Origin of the sequence: Ningiella algicola (assembly GCF_028401415.2) — a bacterium.
Lineage (GTDB): Bacteria > Pseudomonadota > Gammaproteobacteria > Enterobacterales > Alteromonadaceae > Glaciecola.
On the sequence record NZ_CP171821.2, the window covers coordinates 1665889 to 1678212 of the forward strand.

General features: G+C 42.8%; 12 protein-coding genes. 6 read left to right on the forward strand and 6 right to left on the reverse strand.

Annotated features, from left to right (window positions below; all coding sequences use genetic code 11):
- Positions 1 to 50: 50 nt before the first annotated feature.
- From eno to PN836_RS07335, 3 genes are read left to right on the forward strand one after another with little or no spacing between them, the layout of a single operon-like run.
- Positions 51 to 1343: a phosphopyruvate hydratase gene (gene eno / locus PN836_RS07325; RefSeq protein ID WP_395344592.1), complete on the forward strand. Its 1293-nt coding sequence runs from the start codon at positions 51 to 53 to the stop codon at positions 1341 to 1343.
- A 23-nt stretch (positions 1344 to 1366) separates the two neighbouring features.
- Positions 1367 to 1990, forward strand: a complete 624-nt coding sequence (locus tag PN836_RS07330) for a hypothetical protein (protein ID WP_395344593.1) — start codon at positions 1367 to 1369, stop codon at positions 1988 to 1990.
- Between the two features lie 52 nt (positions 1991 to 2042).
- Positions 2043 to 3803 carry an ABC transporter transmembrane domain-containing protein gene (locus PN836_RS07335; protein ID WP_395345524.1) on the forward strand — a complete coding sequence of 587 codons (1761 nt, stop codon included), beginning with the start codon at positions 2043 to 2045 and terminating at the stop codon, positions 3801 to 3803.
- Positions 3804 to 3835: 32 nt separating this feature from the next.
- On the opposite strand, the gene PN836_RS07340 is transcribed toward PN836_RS07335, so the two are convergent.
- From PN836_RS07340 to PN836_RS07365, 6 genes are all read right to left on the reverse strand, one after another.
- Positions 3836 to 4864 (reverse strand): NAD-dependent epimerase, encoded by a 1029-nt coding sequence (locus PN836_RS07340; RefSeq protein WP_395344594.1) that lies wholly within the window; start codon positions 4862 to 4864, stop codon positions 3836 to 3838.
- Entirely contained in the window at positions 4861 to 6009 is a 1149-nt protein-coding gene (locus tag PN836_RS07345; protein WP_395344595.1) for a nucleotidyltransferase family protein, read from the reverse strand. Before PN836_RS07345 ends, PN836_RS07340 begins: the two co-directional genes overlap by 4 nt.
- A gap of 1 nt (position 6010) precedes the next feature.
- On the reverse strand, positions 6011 to 6880 hold the full coding sequence (locus PN836_RS07350) for an HprK-related kinase A (RefSeq protein WP_395344596.1): 870 nt from the start codon (positions 6878 to 6880) through the stop codon (positions 6011 to 6013).
- On the reverse strand, positions 6881 to 7114 hold the full coding sequence (locus tag PN836_RS07355) for a hypothetical protein (RefSeq protein ID WP_395344597.1): 234 nt from the start codon (positions 7112 to 7114) through the stop codon (positions 6881 to 6883). It lies immediately after the preceding gene.
- Positions 7115 to 7122: 8 nt separating this feature from the next.
- Entirely contained in the window at positions 7123 to 7743 is a 621-nt protein-coding gene (locus tag PN836_RS07360; RefSeq protein WP_395344598.1) for a hypothetical protein, read from the reverse strand.
- 120 nt (positions 7744 to 7863) lie between these two features.
- Entirely contained in the window at positions 7864 to 8667 is an 804-nt protein-coding gene (locus tag PN836_RS07365; RefSeq protein ID WP_395344599.1) for a S1 family peptidase, read from the reverse strand.
- A 657-nt stretch (positions 8668 to 9324) separates the two neighbouring features.
- On the opposite strand from PN836_RS07365, the gene PN836_RS07370 reads away from it, so the two are divergent.
- The 3 genes from PN836_RS07370 (at position 9325) to pepA (ending at position 12265) form a co-directional block, all read left to right on the forward strand.
- Positions 9325 to 10197, forward strand: a complete 873-nt coding sequence (locus PN836_RS07370; RefSeq protein ID WP_395344600.1) for a PEP-CTERM/exosortase system-associated acyltransferase — start codon at positions 9325 to 9327, stop codon at positions 10195 to 10197.
- 148 nt (positions 10198 to 10345) lie between these two features.
- Positions 10346 to 11197: a ThiF family adenylyltransferase gene (locus PN836_RS07375; RefSeq protein WP_395344601.1), complete on the forward strand. Its 852-nt coding sequence runs from the start codon at positions 10346 to 10348 to the stop codon at positions 11195 to 11197.
- A gap of 279 nt (positions 11198 to 11476) precedes the next feature.
- Positions 11477 to 12265 carry a flocculation-associated PEP-CTERM protein PepA gene (pepA, locus tag PN836_RS07380; protein ID WP_395344602.1) on the forward strand — a complete coding sequence of 263 codons (789 nt, stop codon included), beginning with the start codon at positions 11477 to 11479 and terminating at the stop codon, positions 12263 to 12265.
- The last annotated feature ends 59 nt before the right edge of the window (positions 12266 to 12324 follow it).

Here is a 12324-nt window from a genome sequence, read left to right on the forward strand (position 1 = left end):
AATAATAGAGCTTCACGAAGCACTAAAGCATAACCATCATAGGAGAAACAATGGCCACAATTAGCCGAATAGTTGGACGAGAAATATTGGACTCACGCGGAAACCCAACGGTAGAAGCCGATGTGTATTTAAGCTGCGGTGCAATGGGCAGAGCCGCCGCCCCATCCGGAGCATCAACCGGCTCGCGTGAGGCATTAGAGCTTCGTGATGGAGACAAAAACCGTTATTTAGGCAAAGGCGTCGAAAAAGCCGTTAGTGCTATTAATGACAAGATTGCCAGCACCTTAATCGGCCAAGAAGCTCAAGATCAAGCGGCTATTGACCAGCTGATGATTGATTTAGATGGTACTGAAAACAAAGAAAACTTGGGTGCAAATGCCATATTGGCCGTATCGCTTGCGGTGGCAAAAGCACAAGCGATCTCAGCAGGCATTCCGCTTTACGCTCATATCGCACAGCTAAATGGCACGCCTGGAGAATACTCCATGCCAGTGCCAATGATGAATATCATTAATGGTGGCGAACACGCCGACAACAACGTCGATATTCAAGAGTTTATGGTGCAGCCCGTCGGTGCTAAAAGCTTCAAAGAAGCGCTACGCATGGGCGCTGAAATATTTCACGCACTGAAAAAAGTATTATCTGCTAAAGGATTAAACACGGCGGTGGGTGATGAGGGTGGATTTGCTCCCAACTTAACATCAAATGCAGAAGCACTTTCGGTTATTGTAGAGGCGGTTGAAAACGCAGGTTATAAAATGAATGAAGACATTACACTCGCTTTGGATTGTGCGGCGTCTGAGTTCTATAAAGATGGAAAATACGTGCTCAGCGGGGAATCTAAGTCTTTCGATTCTGAAGGTTTTAGCGACTACTTGGCTGATTTGACTGCTCAGTATCCTATCGTTTCAATTGAAGATGGATTAGATGAATCTGATTGGGATGGTTGGGCATATTTAACCAAAATTTTGGGAGCTAAAGCGCAGCTTGTGGGTGACGATTTGTTTGTAACCAATACAAAAATCCTTAAACGCGGTATTGATAACGGCGTAGGCAACTCCATTTTGATCAAGTTTAATCAGATTGGCTCTCTCACTGAAACGCTTAATGCTATTAGAATGGCAAAAGAAGCTGGGTTTACAGCGGTTATTTCTCACCGCAGCGGCGAAACAGAAGACGCGACCATTGCTGATTTAGCCGTGGGTACCGCAGCAGGTCAGATTAAGACTGGATCGCTTTGTCGTTCTGATCGCGTTGCAAAGTATAATCAGTTGCTTCGAATTGAAGCTGAACTAGGCGAAGGGGCAAGCTACAAAGGCCGCGCAGAGATAAAAGGTCAATAAAGCTCAGCGAAATGAACGGGGCATTGGATATTCAAGATCAAACCGATATCTTTCACTTAACGGCCAAATACCCTAATTTTGCCGAATTAAGCAATGCCTTGTATGAACGCGAGCTACAACTGCTCGCTAATAGCAATATTAGTGACCCAGCTTTGCTCAAGCGCAAAATTAAAGGTTTGAGCTACCATGTTAGAAACGCCGCTATGCATTTACTCAGCGGCGACTCTCCCATAGACGTTGACGTTCACAATGGCAGTTGGCAGGCAAAGCAAGCTGCAAAGTGCCCTATCAATACACAAGATACCGATAAAACCATCAAGTGGTACATAGAAAACGCTCGCTACGGCGCTGTCGTAGCGGTATACGTGGAACATCTGGGTGAGGAGCATATTGAGTTAGACAGCATTGATATGATGGCATCCGATCGCCTTCACCTAAATAAGTTTGGTTGGTTTTCAAAAAGTGGTGAGTACTTTGAGATTGTGCCTAAGCAAACCCGTTACTTGCTGCTCAAACCTACCAAAGCAATACTGATCGCTGCATGCTCAGGACACAGATGGACGCCTAAAGGTCGGGCAATTCCAAGAGCATTATCTTTGCGTGAATTGCTACTTTCTACTGATATAGATTGGAAAACATACAAGTAGCCCATATTTAAACCGTCAAGGCAGCGACGAACTTACCTTAACAGGCACAGCTATCAAAAATAAGTATTCAAGCGCACATATTGTTAAATGGTTATTCTCTCATCTCATTCATTATAAGTGGCAGGTAATCGGTGCCCTAGGTGCTTTGGGCATTAGTTCTTTAACATGGTTATTGCTTGGTCAAGGCATTCGTTATGTCGTCGACCAAGGCTTCGTTGCACAAAACCAAGCCTTGCTAACACAAGCTTTGTGGGTCGTTCTTTCGGTGATCGTGATTGGCAGTATTGCGACTTATGTTCGCTTTTACTTAATGGTATGGCTGGGAGAACGCGTATCTGCGGATATACGAAAATCACTGTTTAATCATCTGATCACGCTCTCTCCAGGGTTTTACGCACGCGAACGCACCGGCGAAATTATTTCTCGATTTACTGCAGATACCACCCTACTCCAAAGTATTGTAGGTACGGGAGTGTCGATGGCGCTGCGGTCTACCGTCATGTTTGTCGGTGCCCTTGTGTTGATGGCCTTTACAAGCTTAAAGCTTACTCTGTTCGTATTTGTTTCTGTACCCTTTATCCTTGTTCCTATCCGCTTGTTAGGTGCAAAAGTTCGCAATTATTCTAAACAGAGTCAAGATAAGGTTGCAGACATTGGCGGCATTGTGGATGAATCTTTACATGAGATCCAAACCGTTCAGGCCTTCAATCATGAGTCGCGCTCAACGCTTAATTTTGCAGATAAAATCGATGCTGTTATGAGCACTGCTTCAAAGCGCATCCACTATCGGGCCCTCTTGATAGCAAGCGTCATGGTGATTAGCTTGAGCGCAATCTTCATTGTCGGATACTTAGGGACGATTGCCGTCATCGAGGGCAGCATTACAGAAGGTCAGCTCGTCGCGTTTGTGTTTTATGCGGTGCTCGCGGGAGGCGCGATTGCGACCATAAGCGAAGTCATTGGTGAGCTGCAAAAAGCGGCGGGCGCCTCCGAACGGATACTCGATTTAATGGCTCAAACATCAGACATATCAGACACAAGCGTAATTACTAAGCCCCAACTAAATGGAAGCAAAACGCTCTCAGACAATACGCCCGTCATAGAACTAAATGACATTCAGTTTGCCTACGATGATGCCCTGATAATTAAAGACCTAAGCTTCAAAGTCAGACGAGGTGAAAAAGTAGCGATTGTTGGGCACAGCGGTGCAGGTAAATCCACGCTGTTTGATTTATTGATGCGTTTTTACGAAATAAATGCTGGCAAGATACTGATAAACGGGCAGGCGCATAATGCGTTTGCGGTATCAGATTTGCGCAAACACTTTGCTTTGGTATCACAATATCCGGTAATTTTCGCCAGCTCGGTGCGCGAAAACATCGCTTTTGCTGATGCTAATGTAAGTCATAAGGACGTCGAACATGCGGCACAACTGGCCCACGCGGACGCGTTTATTCAAGCACTTCCAAAAGCATACGAAACTAATTTAGGTGAACGAGGTGTTAAACTCTCAGGCGGGCAAAAGCAACGAATTGCCATTGCGCGTGCGATTTTAGCAAAACGCCCTATTTTGCTGCTCGACGAGGCGACAAGTGCCTTAGATGCGAGCAGCGAGAGACTGGTTAAACAAGCAATAGATGGTTTAATGCAAAGTACCACTACGCTTATCATCGCGCATCGCTTGTCAACGGTGCTCAATGCAGACAAAATCATTGTGCTTGAGAAAGGTCAATGTATTGCCAGCGGTACGCATCAGCAACTTTACGATAATAACGATGTGTACAGAGAGTTCGTTGATTTACAGCTAAGTTAGGCCCGTCTTAAGGCCAGATATTTGCTTTGCGTCTATTTTGAAGTCTCTTGTTGATAATAGGCCTGATACCAATCTACGAAAGCTGAAATACCCACTTCTAAATTAGTAGTGGCTTTATAGCCTACATCCTTGCTCAAAGATGCAACATCTGCATAGGTCGCTTCAACATCGCCCGGCTGCATCGGCAGCATGTTTTTTTTAGCCGTTTTTCCAAGTGCTTTTTCGATAGTTTCGATGAAGCTGAGCAAATGCACAGGCGTTTGAGCGCCGATGTTGTATATCCGCCATGGAACTTTACTCGTGCTTGGGTTGGGCGCTTTGCCATCCCACGTAGGATCTGCGGTAGCGATATGCATGGTAGCTTGGATCACGCCAGTGACAATATCATCGATATATGTAAAGTCACGCTGGTGATTGCCGTAGTTATATACATCTATTGGCGTCTCTTCGCTTATCGCTTTGGTAAACTTAAATGGCGCCATATCGGGCCTTCCCCAAGGACCGTAAACCGTAAAGAATCGCAAACCAGTTGTGGGCAGACCATATAGGTTGCTATAAGTGTGAGCCATCAACTCATTCGCTTTTTTACTCGCTGCATAAAGTGATACGGGATGATCAACATTATTCGTCACTGAAAATGGCATTGACTCATTGGCGCCATATACAGATGAACTCGATGCATACACTAAATGGTCAATGTTGTGATGCCTACAACCCTCTAGAATATTCATAAAGCCAATTATGTTAGCGTCAATATAGGCATGAGGATTTTCAATTGAATAGCGCACCCCAGCCTGCGCTGCCAAGTGAATAACTCGGTCAAACGCATGGTCTTTAAACAATGCTTCCATCGATTCACGGTCTGCAATATCCATTTTGATAAAGCGAAACAAACCTGCGTTTTCACTTTCATTTATCCAATCAAGACGTGCATGTTTAAGTGAGACATCGTAATAATCGTTAATATTATCTATGCCAACAATGTCTATGTTGTCCCTCAATAACGCTTTTACAGTGTGCGCGCCGATAAATCCAGCGGCGCCGGTCACCAGTATTTTCACTTATCGTTTCCCTGTTGATTGGCTTGAAAAGGTGGATTGGTGTCTTTGGGCGTAAAAATATGCTCGCCAAAGATAAGCTCTAGGATACCCCGAATACTCTTCACGCTTAAATGATAAATGAGAATATGAAGCGGCATTTTCAGAACATGCCCTCGAAGCATTGCAAGCGTATGTCTAAAAGGCGTGTCCGAATTTGGAATCAGATTGTGCTGCGGTAAAAGTACACTATCAAAAACGAAGTCATTGTATAACATCCGCCATTTTGGTAAAGCAGATATGCTTTGAATGATTTTGTCGGGCAAGTTTAGACCTAAGTGTCTATCGGTGTATCTAAACCCAAATAAAACTTCTTCAATCAGTCCAATTCGCTCTGCAATATCTAGACAAGCAAAATAAAATTCATCGCTTTTGTGTTCACACATGAGGTATAAATCCGTTAGGTCACGAAAGCTTCCTTTATAATCCTCATTACGAAAAAGATGGATAGAAGCGTGCACAAATTGAGCTGGCTCACTTAATACTGCATTGCCATCTGGCAATTCAACCTTATACTTCAAAAGTGCATCGACATTCACTTTGGCTTTAGAAATGAGAGGAATGATATTGTGATGAATGTCAATAATCGTGCCTCGCTTTGAGTGCTGCATAGGTGGGATCTCGTGCGCCCATTTGCGATAATATCGATCATCATAGTCATTTAATGGCTGTCCAACCCACCCCTGAATACTCAGTCTTTGTTCGCACTTTTGAATATCTCGCTTTGGCACTAATACGTCAATATCACTGAATATACGGCCGCTGCCCACCTCTGAACCACAGAGCGAGTAAGCTGCGCCTTTTAAGAACACAAAATACTCACATAGCTGTGTCAAAGTATCTGTTAATTCCGATGCTTCAAACTTAATTTGTTCGTTCTGTCGAGTCGCAATTTGTTTAGCGTTTTTTAGATGGCGCTGTGAGCGTTCATCTAAGCGCGACAATACACCGGTTTTTTCAAGTCGATATGCGATGCGCGCCAAAAGCTTCTGCTGACGAAATACAATTAACGCATGTGACAAGCGAACGTTGTCTAAGTCCAAAAATGCTTCCGGCACTTTAAACAGCGCTATAATATCTTCTTTGGTCAGCGGTATTTGCTCAGGCATCTTAAATAATCTCTTCTAGCAAAAAATCGACGACTTCATCTAATTGACTGTAACAAATTTCAAATTTTGCAATTTCCTCTATTAACTGAGTCACTGTATCGAACCCGTCTTTTCCAATTGCAGTAAAATTAAATGCATTTTCTGCAAGCTTGGTAAAGGCCTCCATCATATCTAGTTGATATATTTCAAGCGCTGTACCTGCTTGAAACCTTGGGAACACCACGCCAACTATCTTAGCCTGTATACCTGCTTGCTCGAAGTGCTCAGGCTTTGGTGCTAAGTGAATAACATCGCCTTTATGCGTATCCTTAGCAACAGATGAGAACACCCCACTTGGAAACCATGTTTTTGCTATATCTATCGATTGATTCTTCAGACAAATCGGCCTCACAAAAGGGACGACTATATCGCTAAAGGGAATAATCAGCGCCATTTCATCAGACAACAATCGCCAACCGTTGTTGGCTAAGTATGCAGTTAGCGTACTTTTACCTGAGCCCGGTGGCGCAGGAAAGATAATTGCCTTGCCATTTTTTTCCAATACTGCACTGTGAATGATAACGTGTTGTAATTCATGCGCGGCTACAGTCCAATTCATACCCCATTCGAGCATAGCAAAGCCCTGATTATGATTTAGTGGCTTAAAAGGCTCTCGTGTATCACAAAAAAAGCGCGCCTGAGGTTTGTAAAAACTTCTGACACCACCACTTTTCATAACAGACAGCTGATAATCAATATAGTGGCAAGATAAATCGCCATCTATGAACTTTTGCTGGTATATTCGTTTCGCGTTATCGAGTACTAAATCGATATCAGTGATTATCTGGAATCTAAAGGGAGATAAGTCGAGTTGAAAGGTCTTGGATTTCAATTATTCGATGCCGTCGTCTTTTAAACAAATAAAACCCTTCGCCAATAATTCTTCAATAACAGCTTGCGCGCTTGGGTTGTCTTCTCGGACACACTGAAATACTTCGGATATGGTTTCATGATTCATGCCGATAGAGACCACGTCTGTTGAGAATGGATTGTAAAATGCAACGCCGCTTTGATCAGAAAAGGGATGCGAAAGCATCCCCTTAACCAATATATATTGCGTCTTCACCAACGCGATTACATCATTAACCGACTAACTTGTCCGGTATTGTGTAGCTCTTTTAACTCCCGTGCAAGTTGACCTCTTCTATTCCTTGAGAGGTCTCTTAAGCGCGTGGCAAATTCTGCGGGATTACTAAACGAAGCTCTTGCATTTGCTATTCCGCCAGTGTAGACGACTGGGAAAACAACTCCTGAACGACCATGATGCAAAGCGTTAAAGTACGTGCTGAGGAGATAAACGTTTATTTCGTTTTCACCGCCAAATTCGTAAATACCATCTTCGTTGCGAGTTAGAATTTCACCAACCGTAACTTTGTTTCTTTTTTCGCGGCTGACGTTGTATGCACCCCGTCCGAATATATCCTTGAACCTCATTAACTTTTCATGCCTTTCCAAAGCATGCGCCCAATAATCTGGACCTTGAAGATGAAGAGATTGATTTCCGGCCATATCTGAGCCGTGGCCAGATGCAACGATTGAATTTGTGAGTCCACCTGTTGCCCAGACCGACTTAGCTGGAATCGAGGCAATCAGCGCACCGGCAGTCGCACTTCGTAAAAATTTTCGTCGTCCATTTTTCGACTCAGCAATCGTCGCTTTCGCATTTATTTGATCTTTTGAGTTATCTTGTTCCATTAGTACCACCGTGTTCTTCTATTACTGGGACAACATGCAATTATTACACCAAAACCCAAACTATTGATTTAAATGGAAATTCGTTAAGCACCCCATAGGAGGTGATAAATTTCCTGACAATTATAACTCAATATCATTCTTCTGCGCTAACGCTTTTAATTGTGCAACAGGAATAGCATAACTAATACCACTTGGATTGGTTAATGCAGCTTCCTTACCGGCCTGCACAAACACTTTATTTATAATCGCAATAACTTCCCCGCTTTGCACTTCAAATACGGGACTACCGCTGTTTCCCGGGTAAGCCGTGGCGTCCAACTGATAAATCATGAAAGGCTTGTTGAGGCGTTTTAACATATCGATTGTGAGTTGATTTGCGTTCCGTGCCGGATTGATGTCTGGCGCGACGGCCGCAATCATTCCTCTGTGGGTTGCAGGGTATAAGCCCAACACAGCGCCGATTGGGAATCCCGTAAAAAACACATCCGTTCCTGCGGGTTTTAAATTGCGTTCTGCCAGCTTTAAGGCTGGTAATTTTTCAGACATGGACAATATCGCCAAATCGTGGACCGGGTCTATCGCGAGTAACTCCAATTTTAGCACCTTCATTCGCTGCCCCTCTCCCGCCATTGCCACATAATTTTGCACAATATCGAGTCTTAACTCTCTCGCAACGACGTGATAGTTGGTGACAATATAGGACCCATTTCCTGTTACGAATCCTGTTCCGAGTAACTGAGGGTTTTTTGCTTCCAGTGGAGTGAAAATTCCAATTCCAACAACGGATGGCGTTATCTCATTTATCAATTCAACCATAGACGTAGAGGCAACAGCTTTTGAACAAGATAAGAAAATAATCAACGCCAAGCTTGAGCTTACTGAGAATTGTTTAATAGGAAAGAAGCTAATTGTTTGAAGATACATGTTATTGCAACGCCTGATTATTTAATAGTTTCTGACTGACTTACAATTGTTACCTCAGTCATTACTGAAATTACTGTTATGGTTTAGGTTAAACGATAATAGCCACTTGTTTAACTGCTAGTGACATTAAAATTAAAATATGATGTAAAATTGTTGACCTCATTTACGAGCTAGTTAGGTATGTACATCACATACGCGCACTTGTAAAAATAGTTGCGTATTGCAACTTTATATGCTCACGCCCGCCGCTTTAATGAAAATAGCAAACAGCGAAAGGTATCCCACACACTTATTAGGTATTTACTTTAATACCTTTTGAACGCTTTTGTACGCGCTTTTATGGCTTAATTTATGCAATCAAACTTATGATTTAAGTGAATATTTATGGACGGACAAGCTAAAAAATGTCGCTGAAGTAAACGCTATTCATAACGCGGGAAGGAAAATTTGATAAAAAAAAGTGCTTTACTTTCATGATGTTCACGCTAACATCTGTGGGAAATGCGAAGTCTTTTGTGTTGCAATTCTGCGACATTATAGCGGTCCACACTCGTAACATGCACTTTCCGTTTCAAATTTATACCTTTAAAGATCATTTAATACACAGCTTGCCTTGGAATCGCAGTAAGGTTGTGTTCGATGACTGGAGAAATTGCCATGTTAGTACAAAACACGAAAAGTGTAGAAAAACCAAGTTTTTTACCACGTGATACGGATATTACTTCAAAACTAGGGTCACAAAAAAAGCAAAAAACGGATGCGTCTGCGCGCCGACTAGAGCGCAGGCGGTTGCACGAGCAACAGGTTCAAAAAGAAGCTCAATGGGTTCTTCAGCACTTTACCAAGCATTTTAATGCTGTGAAGGCTGAATCTAAAGCCGAGCTTGAAAGCGCATATCGCATTCGGCACGAAGTTTTTTGCGAAGAAATCAAAATTTTCGAAGGTAACGACACACGACTCGAGAGAGATCATTACGACGACTATGCAGAACAGTGTTTAATTCAGCACAACCGTTCGGGCGATTACGCTGGCAGCGTTCGTTTGATAATGCCTGAAAACGAAAATCAAATTCTCCCAATCGAAAAACAAGGATTACAATTTATTGATAATAAGAGTGTACTTCCAAGTAGGTTTAATCGAAATGAAGTCGCTGAAGTTTCAAGAATCCTTATTCCAAAAGTGTTTAGACGCAGAAAGTTAGACTTAGCAGATTGCGCTGCAAATACTGGAATCAATGTAGAGCTCTACGATGAGAATGACATCAGGTGTTTTCCATTCATTGCAGTTGGTTTGTATATGGCATGTACAGCCATGTTTAAGAATCGCGGCAAGAAACACATATACTTTATGGCTGACCCACGACTAGGAAAAAGTATGCAAGTCGTTGGACTAACCATGACACAGATTGGCGAAGAATTTGAGTATGTTGGGCGACGTGTGCCATACTACATTGACTTTGAACATTTTCTGGATAACCTTAAACCATCTTTTGAGTGCATGCTCAATCAATTTTTACGGACAATCGATTAAAAGCTCAGCGCCGTATATCTGTACTTTATAATACTAACAGGGACGTTTGCGCAGTATTTTTTTATAGCATTTTTCAGTAACTGATGTTAATTCTTGTTGTATTGTGCCGATACAAAGCACATGCAACGTTAACGAAAGTACGAAAATTATGTTTGAATACGAAAATGCCTTTTCCCGCAACATAGGCTGGATAACCAGACAAGAACAGTCTGTCATAAGACAATCGAAGATCGCCATTGGCGGGCTTGGTGGCGCTGGAGGAGAACATGCGCTTACTCTTGCGAGAATGGGCTTCGAAAACTTCCATTTATCCGATTTCGACGAATTTGAAATTCACAATTTCAATCGTCAGGCCGGTGCATTTATGTCAACAGTCGGTAAACACAAATGCTCCACGATGGCGGACATGATCAGGGATATCAATCCAAACGCTAACATTAAAGAGTTTCCCACAGGCCTAAACGAAGAGAACATTAATGCTTTCTTTGAAGGTGTGGATGTCTACGTAGACGGCATCGATTTTTTTGCACTATCAGCCAGAAAACTCGTCTACCAAGCCGCTCAAGATAGAGGTATTCCAAACCTTTTGGCGGCGCCTTTAGGTTTAGGCGTTTCCTTAGTTTGCTTCACAAAGGATTCGATGGGCTTCGACGAATATTACCGATTTAGTGAGAGTAAATCGGATGAAGAGTCGTTTATTAAGCTGTTGATAGGTTTGTCACCTGCATTGTTACACACGAAATACCTGGCAGATGCAAGCGCAGCAAACTTTAAAGAACAGCGCGGCCCCTCAACGCCCATGGCAATCAAACTGTGTTCAGGTTTACTAGTGAGTAATGTTTTTAAACTAATCTTGAAGCGCGGAAAGGTAGTAACTGCACCGAGAGTTCTCCAATTCGATGCGTATCGAGACAAGTTTGTGACTTCTTACTGCCCTTTTGGAAACGGTGGACCAATTCAGCGACTGAAATACCTTATCGCGAAAAAAACGGTGTCGTAATCTTAAGCTGTTATAGAATAAGCGGCGCTCAGCGTACTTAAGAGTTTTACATACAGGTGACTTGAATGACGCCCGTATCTAAATTGCAAAGAAGTATGGCTCTTTCCTCACTATAAATGATTAATTGCCTTAAAAAAGTGTCTGTTTTTTTTACAACTTAGTACAGCAAGTAATTAAAAATTTATATTTTTTTATACATTTCAATAACTTGCTTAAGTGGCACGCCATATGCTTAATCGTTTCCAAGCAATTAGCTAAATACACAATAAGGAAAGTATAATGCTTAACACATTTAAAAAAGTTGCACTTGCAGGGGCATTTTTGACGATGTCAGCAGCTTCTTCTGCAGCGGGTCTACCGTTTACGATAGATAACTCACTTGGTTACACAGACGGCGGAACAAGCACAACGTTTACCGCGAACATCATGAGCGGTAATTACCAAGAGGTTATCGTGGTAACTGACGCAGCGGCTGGTTTGTTTGAAGCGACAATTCTTTTGTCTTACACTTCGTTTCAAACCTTCCCTAATAACACGGGTTTGACAACTGACTACGGTTTGTATTCGATGATTAACATCAGCGGTCAAGTTACAGACAACTCGTTACCGACAAGCATCACGACTGGTAATTGGACGGGCGATTTTAACATGGTACTAGACGTAGAGACCGACACCAACACATTCGTTCCTAGCGCGCTAGCAGGTATCGGTATGGCTAACCTTTCGGCTGCTGAACTCGATGACGACATTGAGTTGTTCACTGGTACGATAGCAGGCGGCGGTTCTGTTGGTAACTTGAACGCAGGTGGGTTCGGCCTTGATGGGAACAACATCACGCTATCTGCTGACGGTCTCAACTTCTTTGTTGCACCAAACCCATTTTACCAGCTACTAATTTCTGACGGCGACTTAGAGGACTTCTTTTCGCAAGTTGACTTCTCACTTGAAGGTGTTGTTCAGCGTTTCAGTGGTGAAGCTAGCGTAGAGTTTGTTTCTTCACCATCAGTAGTTGCGTTGCTTGGTCTAGCACTTGCTGGCATAGGCTTTAGAGCACGCAGCAAAAAATAAACTACCGTTTTATTCGAAAAGCGACCTTATCGGTCGCTTTTTTTTTGCTTATCGATTAT

Bases quoted from the DNA above. Each gene is read 5' to 3' on its own strand.
- eno (WP_395344592.1), top strand. From the start codon at position 51: ATGGCCACAATTAGCCGAATAGTTGGACGAGAAATATTGGACTCACGC.
- PN836_RS07345 (WP_395344595.1), bottom strand. From the start codon at position 6,009: ATGCCTGAGCAAATACCGCTGACCAAAGAAGATATTATAGCGCTGTTT.
- PN836_RS07360 (WP_395344598.1), bottom strand. From the start codon at position 7,743: ATGGAACAAGATAACTCAAAAGATCAAATAAATGCGAAAGCGACGATT.
- PN836_RS07365 (WP_395344599.1), bottom strand. From the start codon at position 8,667: ATGTATCTTCAAACAATTAGCTTCTTTCCTATTAAACAATTCTCAGTA.
- PN836_RS07370 (WP_395344600.1), top strand. From the start codon at position 9,325: ATGTTAGTACAAAACACGAAAAGTGTAGAAAAACCAAGTTTTTTACCA.
- PN836_RS07375 (WP_395344601.1), top strand. From the start codon at position 10,346: ATGTTTGAATACGAAAATGCCTTTTCCCGCAACATAGGCTGGATAACC.
- pepA (WP_395344602.1), top strand. From the start codon at position 11,477: ATGCTTAACACATTTAAAAAAGTTGCACTTGCAGGGGCATTTTTGACG.